The 21,543-nt window shown below is 38.2% G+C and carries 24 protein-coding genes; 16 read left to right on the forward strand and 8 right to left on the reverse strand.

The genetic code is table 11. From position 1 onward, the window contains the following. The first annotated feature begins 173 nt into the window (after window positions 1-173). The 4 genes from BVH04_RS13720 to BVH04_RS13735 are packed head-to-tail and all read left to right on the forward strand — an operon-like array spanning window position 174 to window position 2,758. Complete coding sequence (locus tag BVH04_RS13720) at window positions 174-1,175, forward strand: endonuclease/exonuclease/phosphatase family protein (RefSeq protein ID WP_086542044.1); 1,002 nt, start codon at window positions 174-176, stop codon at window positions 1,173-1,175. Window positions 1,176-1,181: 6 nt separating this feature from the next. Beyond that, entirely contained in the window at window positions 1,182-1,736 is a 555-nt protein-coding gene (locus BVH04_RS13725; RefSeq protein WP_086542045.1) for a DUF4287 domain-containing protein, read from the forward strand. Window positions 1,737-1,738: 2 nt separating this feature from the next. After that, window positions 1,739-2,230 (forward strand): hypothetical protein, encoded by a 492-nt coding sequence (locus tag BVH04_RS13730; protein ID WP_086542046.1) that lies wholly within the window; start codon window positions 1,739-1,741, stop codon window positions 2,228-2,230. 39 nt (window positions 2,231-2,269) lie between these two features. Beyond that, on the forward strand, window positions 2,270-2,758 hold the full coding sequence (locus BVH04_RS13735; RefSeq protein WP_086542047.1) for a hypothetical protein: 489 nt from the start codon (window positions 2,270-2,272) through the stop codon (window positions 2,756-2,758). A gap of 270 nt (window positions 2,759-3,028) precedes the next feature. Here BVH04_RS13735 and BVH04_RS13740 read toward each other — a convergent pair whose 3' ends face one another. Then, window positions 3,029-3,928, reverse strand: a complete 900-nt coding sequence (locus tag BVH04_RS13740; protein WP_086542048.1) for a DUF3078 domain-containing protein — start codon at window positions 3,926-3,928, stop codon at window positions 3,029-3,031. Window positions 3,929-3,976: 48 nt separating this feature from the next. Here BVH04_RS13740 and BVH04_RS13745 point away from each other — a divergent pair, with 48 nt between their 5' ends. The 4 genes from BVH04_RS13745 (at window position 3,977) to BVH04_RS13760 (ending at window position 7,274) form a co-directional block, all read left to right on the forward strand. Further along, window positions 3,977-4,252 (forward strand): YidH family protein, encoded by a 276-nt coding sequence (locus tag BVH04_RS13745; protein WP_086542049.1) that lies wholly within the window; start codon window positions 3,977-3,979, stop codon window positions 4,250-4,252. 3 nt (window positions 4,253-4,255) lie between these two features. Continuing rightward, window positions 4,256-6,037, forward strand: coding sequence for an SLC13 family permease (locus BVH04_RS13750; RefSeq protein ID WP_086542050.1), 1,782 nt, complete (start codon window positions 4,256-4,258; stop codon window positions 6,035-6,037). Between the two features lie 95 nt (window positions 6,038-6,132). Beyond that, window positions 6,133-6,345, forward strand: a complete 213-nt coding sequence (locus BVH04_RS13755) for a hypothetical protein (protein ID WP_086542051.1) — start codon at window positions 6,133-6,135, stop codon at window positions 6,343-6,345. 41 nt (window positions 6,346-6,386) lie between these two features. Next, a complete protein-coding gene (locus BVH04_RS13760; RefSeq protein WP_086542052.1) occupies window positions 6,387-7,274 on the forward strand; it encodes a Ppx/GppA phosphatase family protein in 888 nt (295 codons plus the stop codon). Between the two features lie 16 nt (window positions 7,275-7,290). On the opposite strand, the gene ppk1 is transcribed toward BVH04_RS13760, so the two are convergent. Continuing rightward, window positions 7,291-9,414 (reverse strand): polyphosphate kinase 1, encoded by a 2,124-nt coding sequence (ppk1, locus tag BVH04_RS13765; RefSeq protein WP_086542053.1) that lies wholly within the window; start codon window positions 9,412-9,414, stop codon window positions 7,291-7,293. 106 nt (window positions 9,415-9,520) lie between these two features. Beyond that, complete coding sequence (gene gyrB, locus BVH04_RS13770) at window positions 9,521-11,479, reverse strand: DNA topoisomerase (ATP-hydrolyzing) subunit B (RefSeq protein WP_086542054.1); 1,959 nt, start codon at window positions 11,477-11,479, stop codon at window positions 9,521-9,523. Window positions 11,480-11,814: 335 nt separating this feature from the next. Here gyrB and BVH04_RS13775 point away from each other — a divergent pair, with 335 nt between their 5' ends. The 3 genes from BVH04_RS13775 to BVH04_RS13785 are packed head-to-tail and all read left to right on the forward strand — an operon-like array spanning window position 11,815 to window position 14,624. Beyond that, a complete protein-coding gene (locus BVH04_RS13775; protein WP_086542055.1) occupies window positions 11,815-12,558 on the forward strand; it encodes a bacteriorhodopsin in 744 nt (247 codons plus the stop codon). Window positions 12,559-12,613: 55 nt separating this feature from the next. Then, entirely contained in the window at window positions 12,614-13,756 is a 1,143-nt protein-coding gene (locus BVH04_RS13780) for a lycopene cyclase family protein (protein ID WP_086542056.1), read from the forward strand. Next, window positions 13,743-14,624, forward strand: coding sequence for a Brp/Blh family beta-carotene 15,15'-dioxygenase (locus BVH04_RS13785; RefSeq protein WP_086542057.1), 882 nt, complete (start codon window positions 13,743-13,745; stop codon window positions 14,622-14,624). Before BVH04_RS13780 ends, BVH04_RS13785 begins: the two co-directional genes overlap by 14 nt. On the opposite strand, the gene BVH04_RS13790 is transcribed toward BVH04_RS13785, so the two are convergent. The 3 genes from BVH04_RS13790 to BVH04_RS13800 are packed head-to-tail and all read right to left on the reverse strand — an operon-like array spanning window position 14,605 to window position 16,752. After that, complete coding sequence (locus BVH04_RS13790) at window positions 14,605-14,976, reverse strand: CoA-binding protein (protein WP_086542058.1); 372 nt, start codon at window positions 14,974-14,976, stop codon at window positions 14,605-14,607. The two genes, BVH04_RS13785 and BVH04_RS13790, sit on opposite strands and share 20 nt — an antisense overlap. Further along, complete coding sequence (locus BVH04_RS13795) at window positions 14,969-15,937, reverse strand: GNAT family N-acetyltransferase (protein WP_086542059.1); 969 nt, start codon at window positions 15,935-15,937, stop codon at window positions 14,969-14,971. The genes BVH04_RS13790 and BVH04_RS13795 overlap by 8 nt, the downstream gene beginning before the upstream one ends. Beyond that, entirely contained in the window at window positions 15,934-16,752 is an 819-nt protein-coding gene (locus BVH04_RS13800) for a 1-acyl-sn-glycerol-3-phosphate acyltransferase (protein WP_086542060.1), read from the reverse strand. The genes BVH04_RS13795 and BVH04_RS13800 overlap by 4 nt, the downstream gene beginning before the upstream one ends. A 331-nt stretch (window positions 16,753-17,083) precedes the next feature. Between BVH04_RS13800 and BVH04_RS13805 the strand changes: the two genes are divergently transcribed. From BVH04_RS13805 to BVH04_RS13825, 5 genes are read left to right on the forward strand one after another with little or no spacing between them, the layout of a single operon-like run. Beyond that, window positions 17,084-17,980 (forward strand): class I SAM-dependent methyltransferase, encoded by an 897-nt coding sequence (locus BVH04_RS13805; RefSeq protein ID WP_086542061.1) that lies wholly within the window; start codon window positions 17,084-17,086, stop codon window positions 17,978-17,980. Between the two features lie 14 nt (window positions 17,981-17,994). Further along, the gene (locus tag BVH04_RS13810; RefSeq protein WP_086542062.1) at window positions 17,995-19,224 is read left to right on the forward strand and encodes an aspartate aminotransferase family protein; all 1,230 of its coding nucleotides are present in this window, start codon (window positions 17,995-17,997) and stop codon (window positions 19,222-19,224) included. A 32-nt stretch (window positions 19,225-19,256) separates the two neighbouring features. After that, window positions 19,257-19,676 (forward strand): peptide-methionine (R)-S-oxide reductase MsrB, encoded by a 420-nt coding sequence (msrB, locus tag BVH04_RS13815; protein ID WP_086542082.1) that lies wholly within the window; start codon window positions 19,257-19,259, stop codon window positions 19,674-19,676. Window positions 19,677-19,718: 42 nt separating this feature from the next. Beyond that, complete coding sequence (locus tag BVH04_RS13820; RefSeq protein ID WP_086542063.1) at window positions 19,719-19,949, forward strand: hypothetical protein; 231 nt, start codon at window positions 19,719-19,721, stop codon at window positions 19,947-19,949. Then, window positions 19,946-20,269 (forward strand): type II toxin-antitoxin system PemK/MazF family toxin, encoded by a 324-nt coding sequence (locus BVH04_RS13825; RefSeq protein WP_086542064.1) that lies wholly within the window; start codon window positions 19,946-19,948, stop codon window positions 20,267-20,269. Before BVH04_RS13820 ends, BVH04_RS13825 begins: the two co-directional genes overlap by 4 nt. Before the next feature lie 54 nt (window positions 20,270-20,323). Here the strand turns inward: BVH04_RS13825 and BVH04_RS13830 are convergent, their stop codons facing one another. Both BVH04_RS13830 and BVH04_RS13835 read right to left on the reverse strand, forming a co-directional pair. Then, entirely contained in the window at window positions 20,324-21,208 is an 885-nt protein-coding gene (locus tag BVH04_RS13830) for a DUF4221 family protein (RefSeq protein WP_086542065.1), read from the reverse strand. Next, window positions 21,174-21,497, reverse strand: coding sequence for a DUF4221 family protein (locus tag BVH04_RS13835; protein WP_140160589.1), 324 nt, complete (start codon window positions 21,495-21,497; stop codon window positions 21,174-21,176). The genes BVH04_RS13830 and BVH04_RS13835 overlap by 35 nt, the downstream gene beginning before the upstream one ends. Between the last annotated feature and the right edge of the window lie 46 nt (window positions 21,498-21,543).

Raw genomic sequence — 21,543 nt, forward strand, 5'->3', positions numbered from 1 at the left:
CACGTCATCAGGCAGGCCGAAGTGGCCCATATCCTAAAGTGATCATTGTTCTATGATCCTTTAGTCCCTTTTCCGAAAGAAAAGTGGATAGACAGAATTGAATTACTTGTTGCTCAGATATTTACATTTAAAAATGTAACTTCATATCGACTTTTAACCTAAGCTATATTTTTATGACACTTAAAATCGGAGTTTACAATGTAGAGTGGATGCGTGATCTTTTTGACACGGACGGAAATCCAAAAACCACAGGAAAAGAACAAATAAGAAGTCAGCAATTAGCCGATGTAATCCGATCAATGGATCCGGATTTCCTCGGAATAGTGGAAGGCCCAAACACTTTGGTGGACGGCTCCAAAACTGCTTCCGCCCAAATGGAAATCTGGACTCAAACTTTCATTCCCGGATCAAATTACAAAGGTATTCATGGATTCCCTTCCGCAGGTCAGCAGGAGCTTTGTGCAATTTACAATCCCGACAAGATCAATGTCCTCTTTACTCCTGAGACGAAAGAAGGGAAGAGATTTGATGAGCCTTTTCTGCAAGACACCACCAATCGACTGATCAAGGAACAATATCGACACTATCGTCCTCCGCTTGAGCTGAGCATTTTAGGTTTGGACAATTCATTAATTACACGGGTGATCATTGCCCACACCAAATCAAAAGGGATTTTCGATATGGTGGATTATGCACGATTTGAGCAGATTTCCGCGAGAGATCGACTCAAGTTATTCGCAGAATGTATGTCTATTCGTGAAAGATGTGATGAGTATTTGGAAAAAAATCAACAAGTCATGGTGATGGGTGATATCAATGATGGTTTTGAATTGGATTTTTATGAAAATAAATTCTCGAAAAGTGCAGTAGAAATTTTGCTCGGTGATGTCTGGAAACCTGAGTTGGTTTTGAAACCAGTTCTACCCAAACCAAAACTCAATAGCTATGGGTATACCCCGAATTCCAGCAAATACAGGGACAGAATTACTGGAGATCAGATCAATGTGTTGATTGATCACATACTTGCCAGTCAAGGATTGAAGATTATAAAAGGGTCGGTTTGGAATCCATATTTGGAAAAAAGCAATCCTATAATCCAAGCAGTAAGCGACGCACTCAAAAAAGCTTCTGACCACTTTCCTATTCTTTGCGAAATAGAAATACCAACCCATTAACTAACTATGGATCAAGCTGCGCAAACAATGATCGACAATCTAGAAAAAAACACTGGAAAAAGTCTAGATCAGTGGGTGGTGATTGTTCAAAAAGAAGGATTTGAGAAGCATGGTGAAATACTAAAATTCCTAAAGACAAAACATGGATTTTCATATGGATTTGCAAATCTAGTGGCTCACAAAGCTTTAAAATCAGATGCAGGATCTGTTTCAGAAACAAATGAACTGATCACCAAGCAATACAAAGGCAAAGAGAATTTTTTACCCATTTATGAAAAACTAAACTCTGAAATCAAAGCCTTTGGTTCTGATGTAGAATTCGCTCCAAAGAATTCTTATGTGAGTGTGAGACGCAAAAAGCAATTTGCAATGCTCATCCCTGCCACCAAAACCAGATACGAAATAGGATTAAATCTAAAGGATCAACCAACTCAAGGGATTTTGGAAATAGACACCAAAACTAATGGTATGTGCAGTCACAAGATTCAATTGACCAGCGAATCTGAAGTCACTAGTGAGGTTATAGAATGGCTGAAAATGGGGTATGAAAATGCCGGATAAGTATGGGAGACTTCAACATAATTGCAGCTTTAACATTTTGTGCGGTAGCTTTTGCAGCCTGGATAGGTTACAAAAAATTCATCCTCGACAAGAATAAAGACGAAAAAGCAGACAAAATCGGTATTGTAGTCAATCTCAAAATACTTAATTACTTTGATGACTTTGCTTTGGGAGATAAGCCCCTTTTAGGAAAGAAGTTGGCATTTTCGTTCGTCAACACTGAGTCCAAGAGTATTTACATCCATAAAGTGAAAGTGGATTTTTTCAAAAACTCTATATTTTCAGACGAAAGCTGGGAAAGTGAATTAAAGTCAACAGTAAGATTAATCGAAGTTAAAATTGGAGAAGAATTACCAGAACAATGGCCTCTTTCTTTCGCCAATGACCAGCACTACATTGATTTATTCCTGAGCAATTCGGTAAAGGTTTACGTGTCAATTTCTACCGGTCAAATAATAGCTTCGAAGATTTTTAAGCCTGAAATTATTCCCTAAAATTCATTTTTGCATTGTGTAAGTCTAAATCTACAACTAATGAAATCAGGGATTTTTAAAATTAATCTTATATTCTTCGCGAGCCTTCTACTGATACATTCGGGTTTTACGCAAATCACCGAGGATACCTATCATAAGGCCGAATACTTCCTCAGCAATACTATACAGCGAGAAATCTATCATTTGGATGTAAACCCGAATTGGTTAGACGACAAAAAGAGCTTTTGGCATCAGGCCTACACCGAAGACGGCAAGCGATTTTTCCTAACAACTATCGAAAAGGGAGAAACCAAAGTAGCTTTCGATCATGAGGAGTTAGCCCGATTGTTAACTGAAAAAAGCGGGGAATCTATTGATTCCAAAAGTTTGCCTTTCAATCGAATTCAACTCAAAGACGATGGATCAATAGTATTCGATTGGATGAATAAAAACTGGACTTATACCAATGGAGATCTTGAGTCAGAAAGAGCTGCATCGGATTCCAGAGACAGATCTGTTTCCATTTCTCCTGATGGCAATTGGCCTTGATAAATAGGCAACAACAAATCAGAAATAATTTATTATTCATTTTAGGTTAAATAGGTATTGATCTCCAAAGGTAATTTCCTAGGGATTTTTAAAAAATAGGATTATTTCAAGCAAAAATTGAAAGAGTTGGTATATATACAATAAAAAAGCAGGAGAAAATCTCCTGCCCTTTATTTGAAAACTAAACCAACTATTATTTAACTACCACAATGAATTCAAAAATAATAAATTTATAATCAAATAAAAATTCCAAATAAAAATTTGTTTGGATTATTTCTTCTCAGGGAAGTTACCACGTTTAAATGCAATTCCCAATGCTAATCCTTGACTAAATTGAATTTTACTATCCTGATCCAAATCGTATATCATTAAACTTGTCAAACTAACGTTCACTAAGTTCGAAACTTTAGCAGTTAACCCGAAGTCTAATCGATGATCTATAGCATCAAATGCCAAGGTTTCGTAGTTCGCATACATTTGATACCTCACCATTAGCGATAGATTATCTGAAAGTTTTTTGTTGTAGTCAGCCATCAAGCTGAACGCTAACCATTCCGTGCGCACGGTCTCCCCTATTTCCACACCGTAGTTTTCCGGTACATTCAGATACAAATCTGTGTCAGTGACAAAGGTCCACCTCGGAGAGAATGGGGAAATACGCAAGCTAAACTCATCATTAGGCTTATATTCTACACCTATAGAGGTGGTAAAATAAGCTGGATTGGCAAACTTGGAGATCAGGATTCGGTCAGCGCCCTCAGGGAATTCATAACCAGGAGCAAACTGAGACAGAAAATTAACTGCAAAGAAATAATTCCATTTGTCATTAATCTCGTAGCCTACTTTAGAATCTAGAAAAATACGGTCATTGGTTTTACGACCTTCTTCGTCCTTGTTTTTTACCACACCATAGATGAAATCCATCGTATTGTCCCAAGACCATTTGTCTTTTGCATAATTTGCACGACCATTGAGATAGACACCCAGAGCAACAGAGTTGACACCACCACCTTGCCAGTTACCACTAAATGACGCCTGATTGAGATTTAAACCACCGCTTAATTCTTTAAGCCAATAGCTTGTATCTTGTAGGATTAACGTCGTGTCATTTTGGGCAACTACTTGCCCACAAAACATAATAGAGAGGAAAAGTGTATAAATTCTTTTCATAATTAAAAGAGATTGAATTATTTCAATTTAAATAAACACAATAAAAATATGGAAAATGACTTGGAAAGTGAATTAATAATTCGTGATTTCTTAGCAAGACAGCGTACAACCCTCGCAAATGATAGGACGTTATTATCCTTTATTCGTACATCTCTATATTTTTTGGTGTCTGGGACGGCGCTTTTTGAAGTGAAGGAATTAGACCATGTAAGGGACTTAGGCTACTTGGCATTTGGATTGAGTCTGGTGTTTTTAATCATCGGGTTTATGAATTATTTCCGTATCAGAAAAAAACTCAAAAGAGGGAACTACCTAAAAATGTAATTAATGACCTTTGAAATCGGACTTGTTTTTTCAATAATTGGAGTTGCCATCATTCTATTTTTCACTGAGAAATTCACCATAGATACAGTTGCTATCGGGGTAATGGTTGCATTTCTGCTAACAGGAATTCTGGATGTAGAAGAAGGTTTATCTGGATTTTCCAATTCTGCTACGATCACTGTGGCAGCCATGTTTGTAGTTTCTGCTGCGATTTTTAATACCGGTCTTTTGGATACTTTCACTCAAAAGCTAAGCTCGCAGGCCGGAAAAGGTCAAACCCACCTCCTTTTCACCTTAATGCTATCTGCTGGTTTTCTTTCTGCATTCATCAGCGATACTGCTGTAGTTGCATTGCTGATGCCTGCTGTGATACGACTAAACAAAACGGATAACATTCCGCCATCTAAGCTTCTAATGCCACTTTCTTTTGGTGCTTTGATGGGAGGAATTTGCACATTGCTGGGCACTAGCACTAATATTTTGGTCAGTGGAATAGCTGAAAAATCCGGATTACCTTCCTTTGGCGTATTTGAAATGAGTTTGATGGGTTTGGTTTTTTTTGCCACCGGATTAATCTATATGCTGACTATAGGTAGATGGCTTACTCCTAATCGAAAAGCGAACTCAAGCCTTGGAGAAAATATTCAGCTGGGGAATTACCTCTCAGAATTGATTATTCAAAAAGAATACGAACAAATAAACGAACCACTTTTCAAACAGAAGATATTTGACAAACTGCCAGTAAAGCCTTTACAGATCATCCGATCAGATGGCAGGAAAGTGCGGGTGTATCCTAATACTGCCATTCAGGAGGGCGACATCATCCGTATCAACTGTGACAAAGAAAATTTGGAAAAAATCAAAACTACCAAAGGAATTGAGCTGAAAGCGGATTTGAAGTGGAACGAAGAAAATATCACCGACGATGAAGAAAGACTCTATGAAGCATTGGTGACACCAAATTCATTCTTAATAAATAAGAGTATTAAAGGTCTCAATTTCAAAAAACTATACAATCAAGTACTCGTAATCGGGATTAGGCATAGATCGGATATGCTAGATTCTTTACTTTCAAGAACTGCCTTAAGAGCAGGGGACATTTTGCTCCTTCGGGCTACGGAAGAATCTATACAAACCGTAGAAACTAGCGTCGATCTTCTTCTACTCTCCGAGACGAAAAGTAAATCACTTAATAAGACGAAAAGTGTATTGACGCTAGTTGTACTGGCTTTGATCATAGGCTTGGCATCATTCGAGGTATTTCCGATCGTAGTCACTGCAGTGGCAGGAGCCATTACTTTAATAATGATAGGGTCATTGAATACAGAGCAAGCTTATAAAGCCATTGACTGGAAAGTAATTCTAATGCTTGCCGGTGTTTTATCTATGGGATTAGCTCTGGAAAAAACAGGCGGATCTCAGCTAATCGGCGCTTCGATCGTTGAAAGCGTGGGAAAATTTGGCCCTAGAGCAGTGATGAGTGCACTGTTTGCTTTGACATTTATCATGACTAACGTGATGTCCAATAACGCAACGGCGGCTTTGCTGGCGCCTATTGCAATCAGCATAGCCACTGCACTGGACGTGGATTCCAGACCAATGTTGATGGCAGTCACTTTTGCCGCAAGTTTGAGTTTCATGACTCCTATGGGATATCAGACCAACACAATGATCTATACACCAGGAAATTATAGGTTTAGTGATTATATAAAAGTCGGTACTCCTTTGAATCTTTTACTTTGGATCGTAGCTACACTCTGTATTCCTTATTTTTTCCCCTTCTAATTCTTTCACAAGCTATCACTTGAACCATCATTCCTATCATAAAATTTTCACCATTTTTATGGCAATAAATTTGAACAACGTAAACAAAAACACTTATGAAAGTCTTCAGTATATTATTAATCATCGTCGGCATTTTTATGCTTTTCAGCAACAGCTTTTCTTTCACTACAAAAGAAAAAATAATCGATGCGGGTCCGATCCAAATAAGTGCTGACAAACAGCGCGAGGTTAACTGGCCTACTTATGCAGGAGGTATTGTACTTGCGGCAGGTGTGATAATGCTAGTCGTAACTCAGAAAAAAAAGTAACCTCAAAACCTAATTTTTTATTCAACTAATCCCATCTGCATTTGAAATTAGCCGCGGTAGATATTGGCTCCAATGCCATCAGATTACAAATCACCAGCGTAACTCAATACGAAGGAATAATCAAATTCAAGAAACTCGAATACCTACGTTTTCCACTTCGCTTGGGTCAGGATGTTTTTAACACGCAAAAGATCTCAGAAGTAAACAGAAGAAAATTCGTCAAATTGATGAAGGCTTTTAAAATTCTAATTGATTTATATGAAGTAGATGATTACATGGCTTGCGCTACCTCTGCGATTCGAGAGAGCGTCAATGGTAAGGAAATAGCACTCGAAGTGAAGGAAGAAATCGGTTTGAAAATCAATATTATTGATGGCAATAAGGAAGCAGAGCTGATTAATAAATCACTAAACAAGTTCTTCGACGAAAAGACTTATTTGCATATTGACGTAGGTGGAGGAAGTACTGAGTTGAACATTTATAAGAACCGGGAGAAATTGGCTTCAAAATCATTTCAGATTGGTTCAGTTCGAGCCTTAGAAGACAAAATAGCCACTCCGGTATGGAGTTCGATGGAAAACTTTATCCTGAAGCATTTAGAAAATTCTCCGTCAGTCACTTCTATAGGTACCGGCGGAAATATCAATAAGATTTTTGAGCTGTCGCTACCCCGTAAAAACAAACGTTACTTAGATTTTGAAAAAATCACAGAAGTACTGGATCACTTACAGTCCCTCACTTTTGACGAACGAGTGCACAAATTCAATTTAAATCAAGATCGGGCAGATGTCATTATTCCTGCGGGAAAAATATATCAGCGAGTGATGCAGGCTGCAAAATCGAGAAAAATGATTGTGCCCGATCTGGGTTTGAAAGATGGGATCATTCATGTACTCTACGAGCGTAATAAATCAAAAAAGCCCCTATAGTAAGGGCTTTTTTGCATTAGTCCACTAGTCGAACTTGCATCACACTTTCTACATCCAGCTTGAAAAACTCTCGGTGAACATTAAATTCTGGTTCACCACCTATTGGATGCTTGGCTAAGTAAGTACCGTCTTCCTGCATCACATATGAGTTTACATTGTCCTTTAGGTTATAAGCTAGAATATTCATCAACTGCTTTTCAAGCAAAGTTGATTCTACTTTGAATAGTGCTTCCAATCTCTTGTCGAAGCTCCTTACCATCATATCAGCACTTCCCGCATAAGTTTTGGTATCACCATTATTGTGAAAATAGTAGATTCTAGAATGCTCTAAGAAATCACCCACAATAGATAAAACCTCAATGTTTTCGCTCAATCCCACTCTTCCAGGTCTTATGCAGCAAATTCCGCGAACAATTAATTTAATTGTCACACCAGACTGTGAAGCACGATACAGGGCATAAATCATCTCAGAATCTTCCAGCGAATTGACTTTAATAAATACTCCGCTTGGAAGGCCATTTCTGGCATTTTCAGCCTCTTTCTCTATGTACTCGATCAGTTGATTTCTCATATCACGGGGAGCGGTGATTAGATTTTGGTATTGAGAAGGCATGGAGTGCCCAGTGATTACATTGAAAAACTCAGAAACATCATTTGCCAAAACCTCATTGGTCGTCATCAATCCTATATCAGTATAAAGTCTTGCTGTGTCTTCATTGTAATTACCTGACCCTAAGTGAACAAACCGTGTGATTTCTCCCCCGTCACGCTTCACAATCAATAGGAGTTTCGTATGGGTTTTCAAATGAGAAATCCCATAAATCACGAAGCAACCAGCCTTCTGAAGTTTCTTAGCTTCCCGAATATTGTTCTCTTCGTCAAATCTAGCTTTGACTTCAAAAAGAACGGACACATGCTTTCCGTTTTCGGCGGCTTTCAGCAGAGCCTTAGTAATTCTACTTTCCTTGGCAAGCCTGTAAATAGTCATTTTAATAGCCATCACATCCGGATCTTCCGATGCTTTTTCTATCAAATCCAATATCGAATCGATGTTGTTGTAAGGGTGATGCAGCAGAATATCCTTCTCTTTCAATACATCAAAAATATCCGCAACCCCTTCATCCTGATAGGATAATGGCTTCACCGGAGCAGGAATTTGAGGCAAGCGCTCACGGAATTTTTTATTTCCTACGATCTGCCAAAGTCCTGTAAAATCAATCATACTAGTTCTTTTGATCAGAAACACTGAATCCATTTTCAGATTCCATCTTTCCAATAGTGAATTCATCATCCACTTACTATAACCCTCCTCAATCTCTATCCTTACCACACGGCCACTTTTTCTTTCCATCAACTTTCGCTTCACTTCCTCGAGGAAGTTCGCGTCCATATCTTCACTTTCTTCTAAAGTAAAATCACCATTTCGAGTAATTCTAAATAGGCTAATTCCTTCTATTTCTACATTTCTGAAAAGAGAAACGATATTTTCACGGATCACCTCTTCAATAGGAACAAGTAGAAGAGAGTCTTCGCGCTCTATTTCGAAAAAGCGAGGAATATTAGCTGGAATCTGCACAAAACTCATCTTGCGCATATCCTGCCGGTCACCTGGACTGGTAGTCACCACTCCAAAAACCAGCAGCTTATTCATCAAAATCGGAAATGTACGATACCCATCATACACCATTGGCGTGAGCATTGGGTAGATAGCTTTTACAAAGTATTCATGAACTTTCTCCTGCTCTTTCTCAGTAAGTTTAGACAGATTGCAAAGTATGACCCCTTGTTCCTGCAATTCCGACATGATCACCTCAGAAAAATGCTCATGCTGATCAGTATGAAAAGTATGACTCTCATTCATCAACTTAGTCTTGAAAGGCTCTTCTCTCAAACCAGAGTAATCAACTCGCTCCTTTTCGTAGTCTAGGTAATTATAAAGTGAACCTACGCGGATCATGAAAAATTCATCCAGATTGGACGCTGTAATGGCTAGAAATTTTAGCTTTTCGAAAACACTACGATGCATTTTCTTGGATTGATCCAAGACACGCTCGTTAAACTTCAACCAACTTAAATCCCTGCTTACCAGGTCACTCTGTTGTATAATCGAATCGTATTTTTCAACAACTTCCAATTTCATTGCATTCAAAGTTAATAGTAGAAAGCAAGTTAAGATATGCTTGCTTATTTGGGTTTATCAATTTGTTAATAATTAAAAAAGGGGCTAAAAAGCCCCTTTTGAGTGATCAGGTATCGATTTTTGCGTATTTGGCATTTTTCTCGATAAACTCTCTTCTCGGAGCGACTTCATCTCCCATGAGCACGCTAAAGAGATGATCTGCTTCGGCGGCTGATTCAATATTCACTTGTTTAATCGTTCGAACATTCGGATCCATGGTAGTAGTCCAAAGTTGCTCAGGATTCATCTCACCAAGACCTTTATAACGCTGAATCCCTACACTATCTTCTCTGCCATCCTTAGCCATTTCAGCTGTCAGGATTTTTCGCTCTTCTTCAGTCCAGCAGTATCTCTCGTCCTTGCCTCTTTTTAATAAATATAAAGGAGGCAAAGCAATATATAAGTACCCATGTTCAATCAATGTTCTCATATATCTGAAGAACAAAGTAAGAATCAAGGTTCGAATGTGAGATCCATCTATATCAGCATCCGTCATAATGATGATTTTATGATAGCGCAGATTAGTTAGATCCAATTCCTTGTCATCATTCAACGTACCAATCTTAACTCCGAGTGCGGTAAGAATGTTTTTAATCTCTTCGTTATCATAGATTTTGTGCTCGTGCGCTTTTTCTACGTTTAGAATTTTACCTTTCAATGGTAAAATTGCTTGAAAATCACGATCTCTACCTTGCTTAGCAGATCCACCTGCCGAGTCACCTTCCACGAGATACAATTCACAAACGGTCGGATCACTATTCGCACAATCAGCCAATTTACCTGGCAGTCCACCGCCTCCAAGTATATTCTTGCGCTGTACCATCTCACGTGCTTTTTTCGCAGCATGTCTGGCTTGTGCCGCCAAGATCACTTTACCGACTATAATTTTTGCTTCCTTTGGATGCTCTTCCAGCCAAGATTGCAAAGCTTCCGATACAGCACTATCGACAGCGCCAACTACCTCAGAATTACCTAATTTAGATTTTGTCTGTCCTTCAAATTGTGGCTCCTGCACTTTCACGGAAATTACCGCAGTAAGACCTTCACGAAAATCGTCTCCACTAACTTCCAACTTTAGCTTATCAAGCATTCCGGATTTATCAGCATAAGATTTCAGTGTTCTGGTGATTGCTCTTCTGAAACCTGACACGTGACTACCACCTTCGTAAGTATTGATCGTGTTGACATAGGAAACCACATTCTCAGAATATGAACTGTTATAGTTCATTGCTACTTGAACTGGGACTCCATTCTTTTCGGTGTCAATAGAAATGGGCGAGTCAATGATTTTCTCACGGCTCACGTCAAGGTATTGTACAAACTCTACCAAACCACCTTCTGAGTAGAACTCATCAGATTTCACAGATCCGTCGTCTTCAGTCTCTCTCAGATCAGTTAACAAAATTCTGACTCCTGCATTCAAGAATGACATTTCACGAAGCCTGTTGGCTATCGTCTCGTATTTGAACTCGGTGATTGCGAAGATAGAAGTATCCGGCTTAAACTGAATGGTAGTTCCTCTGCGATCTGTAGTCCCAACCTGTTTGGCTGGATACTGAGGCACACCAATTTTAAATTCCTGCTCAGTAATAACTCCATTACGATAAACGGTAGCCTTCAAATCTTCGGAAAGCGCATTCACGCAAGAAACACCTACACCGTGCAAACCACCGGAAACCTTATAGGTATCCTTATCGAATTTGCCACCGGCGTGAAGTACAGTCAACACAACTTCCAATGCAGATTTTTTCTCCTTGGCATGCATTTCTGTAGGAATTCCACGACCGTTATCTTCGACTTTAACTGAATTATCTACATTCACTGTGACTTTGATCGTATCACAATGTCCTGCAAGAGCCTCATCGATAGAGTTATCTACAACTTCCCAGATCAAGTGATGGAGTCCTCTGACTCCTATGTCACCGATATACATAGCAGGCCTCTTACGAACTGCTTCAAGACCTTCTAATACCTGAATGTTACCGGCACCGTATTCGCCTAGATTCTTCGCTTTTTCTTCACTCATATGTTTTGGAGAAACCCTCAAAATGGGTCTAAAAGGGTGATTTTATGTTCTTTTTTAGATTCGGCAAGATACATAAAAAAAGTGTCTGAAACGACACATATCCGATCCTTTGACACTCAGCGATAAAAATGTCCAAGGAATAAAATCATCCATTTCCAGTTTATTTTTCATTTTTTTTTATGCCTTGAATCATTGAAAACCCTTCATATTCTACTATTTAAATGATCTTTATAATTTTTGTTTAATTTTTTTCATACTTTTTTTAAACAAATTATATTCTGTTTTACTTATCTATTTAATAAATACTCAAATAATTAACCCAATAAAAAAAAATTATGAATTACACCTTAACTGCGGATCTAATTGGATTAGATCGGATCACAAACTCAGATCCAGTAGCGATAACCTTCTTCATAGGTTACATGGCGATGTTGGCTTCAGCTGTTTTCTTTTTTGTAGAGCGAGGCTCTGTAGATGGAAAATGGAAGCTGTCCCTCTTAGTATCAGGTCTCATTACAGGTATTGCGGCTGTGCACTACTACTACATGAGAGATTTTTATTTGCAAACAGGCACTAGTCCAACGGCCTTCAGATATGTGGATTGGACATTGACTGTACCTTTAATGTGTGTTGAATTTTACCTTCTCACAAAACCGTTTGGTGCGAAAGGTGGAACTCTATTTAAGTTAATCGTAGCATCTCTAGTGATGTTGATCACGGGATATATCGGTGAAACCTCCGGGTTAGACAGCAATATTATGTGGGGTATATTTTCCACTCTCGGGTACTTGTATATTGTGTATGAGGTTTTTGCCGGAGATATTGCAAAACTTTCAAAAGACTCCAATAGTCCTGCGCTCAACCGAGCTATGTTCTTGTTGAAGATCTTCATCACACTAGGATGGTCTATTTATCCAATTGGATATATGGTACTTCCAGGCAACTTACTGTCAGGTGCATTTGAAGTAAGTTCTATTGATCTGTTTTATAATATTGCAGATGCAATAAATAAGATTGGTTTTGGATTAGTAATTTATTCAGTAGCAATTGCTGAATCCTCCAAAACGTCAAAAGCCTAATCCTTTAATGAGCTATCTCTTGTACCTAGTGTACAAGAGGTAGCTTTTTAATTTTATGGATAGATACGACTATATTTTTGCCGGTGCAGGTTGCGCTGCTTTAAGCTTGGTTTTTCACATGAACCGAAGCTCGCTTAGCAATAAAAGAATACTACTTATTGACCCATTGATCAACCAAGTTCCCAATAAAACTTGGTGCTATTGGGCAACAAAGCCGCTTGCAATTCACCCCATAAATTCGAACCATTCCTGGAACACCTTAAACTTTAGATTTGAGGAAAATTTAGATCGAAAGGATTTAGGCAATTTGAGATATTTCCACATTAATTCTAAAGAGTTTTATCATTCTGTTTTCGAGGAGCTCAAGAATTCAGATAACATTTTTTTCAAAGAAGCAAGAGTTCATGAAATTTCCGAGAATCACAATAGTGGAATCGTGACCACCCTCGAAGGTGATGAATACCTCGGCGACATGATATTTGATTCGAGATTTATACCTTCTAAATTAGTAGCTACACCCTACCTAAAGCAAGTGTTTGCAGGTTGGACAGTTGAAACTACTGAACCGCTTTTTGATCCATCTACATTTACGCTGATGGATATCCAAAAGAATTCACATTCGCAATTTGAGTTCTTTTACATCTTACCCTTCTCTCCAACAAGTGCATTAATTGAACTGACCGCATATTCCCAAGAGAATATAGACACGGAGATACTTGAAAGAAAATTGAAAAAATACCTCTCTACTTATTTGAAAACCAGAGAATACCAAGTTTCTTTTCAAGAAATAGGAGTCATTCCAATGACTAATAAGAGATTAGACAGTACCCCTTCCAACCGTATATTCCCGATCGGAACGGCAGCGGGTTGGACTAAGGCTTCTACAGGTTATACTTTCCAAAAAATACAAGAGAATTCAAGTAAAATAGTACGCAATATTGAAAAAGGCCAACCTCCATTGGAAGGGATAAACAGGAAGAGTAGATATGAGTTTTATGACAATATCTTATTGAATATAGCTACAAAATGGCCTGAAAAACTATCTGGTGTATTCGCTGACCTTTTCCAGAAAAATCCACCTGAAAAAGTCTTGATGTTTTTAAGTGAAGAAACTACTTTACTTGATGAGTTGAAGTTGTTGGGGAAATTGAACTATTCTATTTTCATTAAGAGTTTGCTACACTATGAATCGCGTTGAGCTCTTCTCAAAGACAGGAGGTCTGTTCCTTTGTATTCTTTTTATTTTCCTCCCAAAAGACGATCAAACTTTTGAATATATTTTCTTTAGTATAGTACTTATCATCGTAGGAATTCCTCATGGTGCAATCGATCATCTTACTTCAGATCCTCAGATAAATAAAAAAGGATTGCTGAGGTTTTTATTGCTATACATTTCTTTGATTTCAATCTATTTACTTAGCTGGATTTACTTGCCAGTACCAGCTTTGCTGGCATTCATTCTGATGTCTGCGTATCACTTTGGACAAACACATTTTATCAACAGGACTGTAAAAAACAAATTTAAGGTTCTACTTTATGTTTCCCGAGGCCTCTATTTTTTACTGTTAATTTTAGCTGGTGATTTATCACTTACCAAATCCATTTTGAGCCCAATAGCAAAACTTCCTGATGTAAACCTTTTCTATATTCTTCCCTTTTTTTTAGTTGCTACTGTAGTGATACAATGGTTTTCTACTATAAAATTTAACCGATATGATCTTTTAGAGTTAGCCATACTAGGGCCTATCCTATTTTTAAGTCCATTGATGATTAGTTTTATCGTCTATTTCGGATTCTGGCATGCTCTTCCAAGCATGACCTCAGAGTATGAGTTTTTAAAAAAATATCCAGGATACAATACCTTCAAAAAATTCAGTAAGCATCTGCTTCCGTTTTCCGCTATCAGTATCGTGGGTATAGCATTAACTTTGATTATCGGTATTAATTATCTGGATAAAAATGAATTAATCTTGATTTTCTTCGTTTTGATTTCTTTGATTTCCTTCCCACATATCCTCTATATGGATAGATTTTGGAATAAAACAACTAATACTGACCAGCACTAAGCATCACTAACGTGCAAGCCTCTAAAACCTCAATACCCTTGGCTTTTGCTTTTTGGAAAAAAATCGAATTTTCAGTACCTGGATTGAAGATGATTCTACTAGGGTTTAGACTGACCAGATAATCGATCCATTCTTCTTGATTCGCAGGTCCTATATAAAGAGTAATTGTATGAATATTCTTCAATTCTGGCTTTGACCGAAGATCAATGATTTTCTCTCCAAAAATTTCACCTGATTTAATCCCTATCGGAATGAAGGGAATACCTGCACCAGCTAATCTACTGGCAGCGAAATACGCAAACCTAGATGGGTTAGTGGTAGCCCCTACAATCAACGTTAACTTATCAGACATCACTGCTACTTCTAAAGGTTTTATCTCGCTCAAAGGTGTCCATATGCCTATGCTTTTTGGTTTCGTAAATATCAGCAAGTGTGATTAAAATCCCCGTCTCTTCCACTTCCCCAAACTCATCATTCAATGCTGTACCAAAAGTCATCATGGTAGGCGATAGATTCATGTAGGTGTTGATGAGTGGCGGGATATTCTCTCCGTAAGTTCTAATCCTCCCATTAAGGAGCTTATAGCCCTCTTTGTATTCCAAACCTTCAAATGGATTCCCTGCTTTTGGTAAATCTGTTTCGTAACCCAATTTCAATTCATCTTTCGGCTTGACCAATCCGTCTTTATCAGGAAAATAGTAATTCATGAACATTAACAACAAATCTCTTGCCTCACGGCTGAAGTGCGGATACATAGTCACTTTTCCAAATAGATACTTGACATCTGGATTCATCAAGACTACTGCTCCTAGCCCGTCCCAAAGATTGTCAAGGCTGAAAATACCCTTTCTATTATCAAGTGCAGGTTGATATTTTGGCTGAACAAAGGATCGTCCCAGCTCAATCGTGTAGGGAATATAATCTTGAATAAAACGCTCGGTAAAATCAAATAAATGAGTTGTAGAAAGATTCAAACTACCATCCTCCTTGGTAGAATTTTTGCAATTAATCAATCGGTAGCCTGCTACTATTTCTTGATCCTCTGGATTCCAGGTAATTAATTGCTCATAGCAATTTTCGCAGATATCATTTTCATCCAAATCTACCTCAAGGCCTGTCCCTCCTCCGGCTGCTCTAAAAGTCAATTCCCTTAATCTACCAATCTCTCGAACGACATTCGGGGAATTATGAAAATTAACCAAGTAAACCAGGTTGTCTCCATTATTAGCATATCGTAAAAATCGCTCCGGAACTAACTCAGCCTTTAGTAGCTCTTTATCAATTGCCGGAATTATCTCTGCTTCTTTATTCATTCTTTTTTACTAAGTTCGTAAACTACATCCTTCACATATTCAGCCCATTGTCCGTCCGTCTTGGAGGAATCTAAGCTATGATAGGAAATCTGTTCACCTACAGTGATGACCACTTTTTTTCCTTGTTGCTTATACAATTCATCTGCTAAATACAGCATCTCAATATTTGCTTTGATGCCCATTCTCTTTCTCCAATAAGCCAAATTGTAGAAAAAACTGGAATTCTCACCTCCTATAAAACAAGGTAGGATATCTTTCTTGTATTTCTTCGATTTCGCGATAAAGCTCTTTTTCCATTCCAAATCACTAATTCCCGACCCATGCTTCCTCGAAACCAAACCCGCTGGGAAAATTAAAACAGCGTAGGACTCCGCATAAGCAGATTCGATGGCAGCTAACGTATCCACTGAATTTTTGCCATGTTTATTTATAGGAATAAATAAAGGATGAAAATTTTTCATCGCCATCAATAGATCATTTACCAGGAATCGCATATCTGTCCTCACCTTACCGATAGCCTGCATTAAGGCTATTCCATCAATTCCTCCGAGTGGATGATTTGCGGCGACGATAATTCCTCCAGTTTTTGGAATATTCTCTGCCCCGACCAGCTCCACATCTATGTTCAACTCCCGGATCAAACCATTTGCAAAATCGAGCCCATGCAGATGATCAACTTTATCCAGCACGTCATTCATCCAGTCTTCATGAGTCACTCGCTTGATGTACTTGAGCAAAAAGCCTGGCATCCATTTCAAAACCGCAGGATTTTTGGAATCAATGGCTTTCTCAATATCGATAAATTTCTTGGACATTTTTTTACTCTGGGATGGTTGCGAGGATATAGCAAATAGGTTAATTCGTTCTATTTCTCTTTCAAAATAAAGCTAAAAGTACAAAAAAACAGATTTAACATTACGCTTTGATGAGATCCTGGTATTACTACCCTGACAACCAATCCAGTTAATTTAAATTCTATCGTAAAAGCAACAATTCTCAGGGTAGTTGTGGGAGCAATTCAATCTCTTTTTGATCTGATATATTAATTTTTAGCTGCTTGGTGAACCTGAAAATTTGATTCCTACGATGCCTTCCCAATTGCCTCCAATTAATTTCTTATTTTTGCTACCTGAAAAACGACACCCTATGAGCGAATCCATCCTATCACTTTGTCCCGGCCCCTGGAAAGATTATGAACTTATTGACACAGGAGGATTTGAGAAATTGGAGCGATTTGGAGAATTCATTCTCAGCCGACCAGAGCCGCAGGCCATCTGGGATAAAACACTTCCAGAAAGTGAATGGAGAAATTTGGCTCATGCACATTTTGCCAAAGAAAAAAGCAATCCTGAAAAGGGGAATTGGGAGCAATTGAAAAAAATGCCACATAACTGGGCTGTTGAATATTCTAATCCTGAAGGGCTTAACTTAAAGCTTAATCTCGCTCAGACCTCCTTCAAGCACATTGGGCTTTTCCCTGAACAAGCAGTAAACTGGGACTATCTTTACAAGATTATCAAGCGCTCACCAGTAGCAAAGCCTAAAGTGCTTAATCTTTTTGCATACACCGGTGCTGCAAGTGTGGCTGCCAAAGCCGCGGGAGCTGATGTGACTCACTTGGACTCTGTAAAGCAAGTCGTCACATGGTCTAGGCACAACATGGAATCTTCTGGCGAATCCGACATCCGCTGGATGGTGGATGATGCGATGAAGTTTATCAAACGAGAAGCACGCCGAGGAAATAAATACAACGGAATCATCCTAGATCCCCCTGCTTATGGTCGCGGGCCAGATGGAGAAAAATGGGTTTTGGAAGAGCAAATCAATGAAATGCTGAAAGTTTGCGCGGAAATCCTAGACCCTAAAGATCACTTCCTTTTGCTCAATATGTATTCACTGAGCTTTTCTTCACTCATTGCCGCCAACTTGATAAATACAACATTCAGCAATATACAGAACGCCGAACATGGCGAACTTTATCTTCAGGACAATCAAAATAAAAAACTTCCACTGGGAATTTTCTTCAGATTTTCCAGCTTTTGATCTAAACACCAACAATGAATAACCGTCAGCTTTTTTTACAACATTTAGCTCAAACGACAGATTTCCCTCTGATGATTGAAGTGGAAAAAGCGGAAGGAATCCATCTGTTTGGCCCAAATGGTGAGAAATACATCGATCTAATTTCGGGTATCGGCGTGAGTAATGTGGGACATAGACACCCAAAAGTGCTGGAGGCAATCCAAGGGCAATTGGACAAATACTTACACTTGATGGTCTATGGGGAATACGTTCAAAGTCCTCAGTCACTATTAGCCAAAGCACTTTGCGACACCTTACCCGAGAAACTAGACAATGTCTATTTGGTAAATAGTGGAAGCGAGGCTATTGAAGGTGCTATGAAACTAGCAAAACGATACACAGGAAAGCCGAACTTCATATCCTGCGTGGATGCCTACCACGGCAGTTCTCATGGTTCTCTGAGTATTGGTGGAAATGAGATTTTCAAACAAGCCTATCGTCCGTTATTACCTGGAATTAGTCATATAAGGTATGGTGTAGTTTCAGATTTAGAAAACATCAATTCAGATACTGCCGCTGTCATCATTGAGACGATTCAGGGAGAGGCAGGAATACGGGTTGCTACAACGGAGTATTTTCATGCTTTACGCAAGCGCTGTGATGAAACTGGCACTTTATTGATTTTGGATGAAGTTCAATGTGGATTTGGTAGAACGGGTAAATTCTGGGCTTTTGAGCATTTTGAGTTTGTGCCGGATATTGTTGTTTGTGCCAAAGGAATGGGTGGGGGAATGCCAATCGGAGCGTTTATCGCTAATAAAGAGGTGATGGGTGTATTCAAAAACAATCCTATTCTAGGCCATATCACCACTTTTGGAGGACACCCAGTGAGTTCTGCAGCATCTCTGGCAACGATACAGATCCTTTTAGAGGAAAAACTGATTGAGGAAGTTGAAGAGAAAGCAGATTTATTTAAAGCTCTTTTGGTCCATCCAAAAATAAAGGCCATCAGAAATCAAGGATTACTGATGGCCGTAGAGTTTGAGTCCTTCGAAGTGCTAAAGCCAATCATTGATGCGGCCATAGAGTTAGGTGTCATCACAGATTGGTTTTTGTTTTGCGATGACTCTATGAGAGTTGCCCCGCCCCTTACTATTACGAAAGAGCAGATTCATGAAGCCTGTGCAGTGATTTTGCAGGCAATTGAGAAGGTATTTCCTTCTTTAAACGTCGCATATATTCACAATTCAGAAACTTCTTGCTAGCGCAAAGAGTTAAACAGTCAAAGGAAAATTCTATGAAAAATCAAGAAAAGAAAATATATCCAGTTCAGAAATCCGAAGAAGAATATCGTAAAGAATTGGATTCAGATTCGTATCGAGTTTTGAGAGAAAAAGGAACGGAAAGAGCGTTTACAGGAGAATACAATCTGAATAAGGAAACTGGCATCTATGAGTGTAAAGCCTGTGGAAATGAGATTTTTCACTCTTCTAACAAATTTGACAATGGTTGCGGATGGCCTAGTTTCACTAAGCCAGTAAAACCAGAAGCTATCGACGTGCATATGGATTACACACATGGAATGATCCGCGAGGAGATTTTATGCGCCAATTGCGGTTCACATCTGGGACATCGTTTTCCTGATGGCCCATCAGACCAAGGCGGAATCAGGTATTGCATCAATTCTGTGAGTTTGGATTTTGAGAAAGAGAAATAGTCGTCAGGTTTTGTTACTTTAGAGAGGCAAATCTTTACAATCATGTCAAAACAAGAACTCATCAGTAAAACAGTAACTATTTTGGATCAGCTTCCAGTAGAAAAGATTCAGGAGATAAATGATTTTGCTGATTTTATCTTAAAAAAACTTGATGATACAACACTCCAAATTGGTATTAATCAAATGATTATGGAGGGTAAACCATACCGATTTTTGGAAAAAGATGAAGAGAATATTTATTCTGTAGAGGATCTAAAAGTGAGATATAAATGATGAAAGGCGACATAGTACTTGTCCCCTTTCCTTTTACCGATTTAACAGGAATTAAAAACCGTCCAGCATTAATACTTTTAGCTACTGAAATTGATATAACGGTTGCATTTATCTCGACACAATTAAAGGGAGCTTCAACTTACGATCTCTTGGTTCAACCAAGTTTTGAGAATGGACTAAAAAAAGATTCTCTAGTACGTGTTTCCAAAATCGCCACTTTGGATAAAGAGATCATCTTAGGCAAGTTAGGTAGCCTTTCAATTGAGAATTTGGAGAAAATAGATAACCTATTAATCGAAGCCTTTTCAATAAGAATATAGTAAGAACTTAACAGGCCTCAGTTCTTGGGGAAACCTTACTAATGATCTTCCAATCTAAAGAATCTCAACATCCATGATAACGAAAGCCAACTCATCGTTTATGTTTTCATACATCCAGATCTTACCATCCTTTACAAAATGCACTCCTATCGAATGAGTCAATTCTGGAATTTGATATTCTGAAATCAAATTAAAATCCTTATCAAATACACTTAAAAAAACATCCGCTCCAGTCGAGACATAACTCCCAAAGTCTGTTAGTTCCTCTGAGAAGTGTTTTTTTTCAGAGAACCTGAAATACCTTTCGTTTTTGTCATCCCAAACCAAACTCCCAAAAGATATGTCCTCATCTGATTTCCTTACCATATCTTTAAATTCTTGGGAGGAAAATTCTACTGTCTTGGGAGGTAAATAAGTTCTTCTGTACCCAAGTAATGGCGTATCCCATTTTTTAACATATAGACTATCTGTTTTTAAATCAAAAACTAGTACCTCATTGAAGGCTTTGGTATTATAAATAATTTTCCCATTAAACTGATAAGAACTTACTGCACCTCCATATCCGCCTGTAGGACGTCCATCAGACAGTAGTTCTACCTTATAGTCTGAATTTTTCTCCAACTCAGGTAAGTTTATTTTTTTAAATGTTTGACTGATTAAATCAAAGTCAAGTATGAAATTAGTTCCGCTTTTCGAATGCATAACTAGCGCTAAAATCCTCTCTGGAGTATTTACGTCCTCAAAGAGTCTCATAGGGTAATATTCCGTTCCCTCGAGGTATTCATCAGCTAGTTTATTCAATTCCAGATCCCTTATCAATTGCCCATTTTGATCAAATGTTTTGTAGAACTTATATGTCCAAAATAGCAGATTTTGATTGGTCAAGAATGCAAAATATCTAGGATTAGAAGAGAGACCATTTGGGACCTTCTTTCTCAAATTGAATTCTCTTTTCCAACTTTAGCTGATTCAAATCAATTTTCTCTACTATAAAATTTTGAGGATTAAAATTGAATAAGTAGTTTTTGTCTTCTGATAAACTGGATGAATAAAGTTGGTCTTGTAAAAAAAGAAACTCCTCTCCTGAATCAACTAGTACAGTATCCAAAGAAATTCTAATTTGATCTGAAACGGTTTGTGCTTTTTCTTGATTCTGACTGCAAGCTTGAAAAATCATTAAAAATGCAATCCCTGCCAATAATCTCATAACGCGATGTTTGAAGTTCAATTAAACTAAACTCGAAGTAAAAGTTAATTGAATCCTACTTAACTAT

Source organism: Algoriphagus antarcticus, assembly GCF_002150685.1.
Lineage (GTDB): Bacteria > Bacteroidota > Bacteroidia > Cytophagales > Cyclobacteriaceae > Algoriphagus > Algoriphagus antarcticus.

What these genes read in the sequence shown, in the direction of transcription:
- BVH04_RS13720 (WP_086542044.1), top strand. Translation starts at nt 174, where the DNA reads ATGACACTTAAAATCGGAGTTTACAATGTAGAGTGGATGCGTGATCTT.
- BVH04_RS13725 (WP_086542045.1), top strand. Translation starts at nt 1,182, where the DNA reads ATGGATCAAGCTGCGCAAACAATGATCGACAATCTAGAAAAAAACACT.
- BVH04_RS13730 (WP_086542046.1), top strand. Translation starts at nt 1,739, where the DNA reads ATGGGAGACTTCAACATAATTGCAGCTTTAACATTTTGTGCGGTAGCT.
- BVH04_RS13735 (WP_086542047.1), top strand. Translation starts at nt 2,270, where the DNA reads ATGAAATCAGGGATTTTTAAAATTAATCTTATATTCTTCGCGAGCCTT.
- BVH04_RS13740 (WP_086542048.1), bottom strand. Translation starts at nt 3,928, where the DNA reads ATGAAAAGAATTTATACACTTTTCCTCTCTATTATGTTTTGTGGGCAA.
- BVH04_RS13745 (WP_086542049.1), top strand. Translation starts at nt 3,977, where the DNA reads ATGGAAAATGACTTGGAAAGTGAATTAATAATTCGTGATTTCTTAGCA.
- BVH04_RS13750 (WP_086542050.1), top strand. Translation starts at nt 4,256, where the DNA reads ATGACCTTTGAAATCGGACTTGTTTTTTCAATAATTGGAGTTGCCATC.
- BVH04_RS13755 (WP_086542051.1), top strand. Translation starts at nt 6,133, where the DNA reads ATGAAAGTCTTCAGTATATTATTAATCATCGTCGGCATTTTTATGCTT.
- ppk1 (WP_086542053.1), bottom strand. Translation starts at nt 9,414, where the DNA reads ATGAAATTGGAAGTTGTTGAAAAATACGATTCGATTATACAACAGAGT.
- gyrB (WP_086542054.1), bottom strand. Translation starts at nt 11,479, where the DNA reads ATGAGTGAAGAAAAAGCGAAGAATCTAGGCGAATACGGTGCCGGTAAC.
- BVH04_RS13775 (WP_086542055.1), top strand. Translation starts at nt 11,815, where the DNA reads ATGAATTACACCTTAACTGCGGATCTAATTGGATTAGATCGGATCACA.
- BVH04_RS13780 (WP_086542056.1), top strand. Translation starts at nt 12,614, where the DNA reads ATGGATAGATACGACTATATTTTTGCCGGTGCAGGTTGCGCTGCTTTA.
- BVH04_RS13785 (WP_086542057.1), top strand. Translation starts at nt 13,743, where the DNA reads ATGAATCGCGTTGAGCTCTTCTCAAAGACAGGAGGTCTGTTCCTTTGT.
- BVH04_RS13790 (WP_086542058.1), bottom strand. Translation starts at nt 14,976, where the DNA reads ATGTCTGATAAGTTAACGTTGATTGTAGGGGCTACCACTAACCCATCT.
- BVH04_RS13795 (WP_086542059.1), bottom strand. Translation starts at nt 15,937, where the DNA reads ATGAATAAAGAAGCAGAGATAATTCCGGCAATTGATAAAGAGCTACTA.
- BVH04_RS13800 (WP_086542060.1), bottom strand. Translation starts at nt 16,752, where the DNA reads ATGTCCAAGAAATTTATCGATATTGAGAAAGCCATTGATTCCAAAAAT.
- BVH04_RS13805 (WP_086542061.1), top strand. Translation starts at nt 17,084, where the DNA reads ATGAGCGAATCCATCCTATCACTTTGTCCCGGCCCCTGGAAAGATTAT.
- BVH04_RS13810 (WP_086542062.1), top strand. Translation starts at nt 17,995, where the DNA reads ATGAATAACCGTCAGCTTTTTTTACAACATTTAGCTCAAACGACAGAT.
- msrB (WP_086542082.1), top strand. Translation starts at nt 19,257, where the DNA reads ATGAAAAATCAAGAAAAGAAAATATATCCAGTTCAGAAATCCGAAGAA.
- BVH04_RS13820 (WP_086542063.1), top strand. Translation starts at nt 19,719, where the DNA reads ATGTCAAAACAAGAACTCATCAGTAAAACAGTAACTATTTTGGATCAG.
- BVH04_RS13825 (WP_086542064.1), top strand. Translation starts at nt 19,946, where the DNA reads ATGATGAAAGGCGACATAGTACTTGTCCCCTTTCCTTTTACCGATTTA.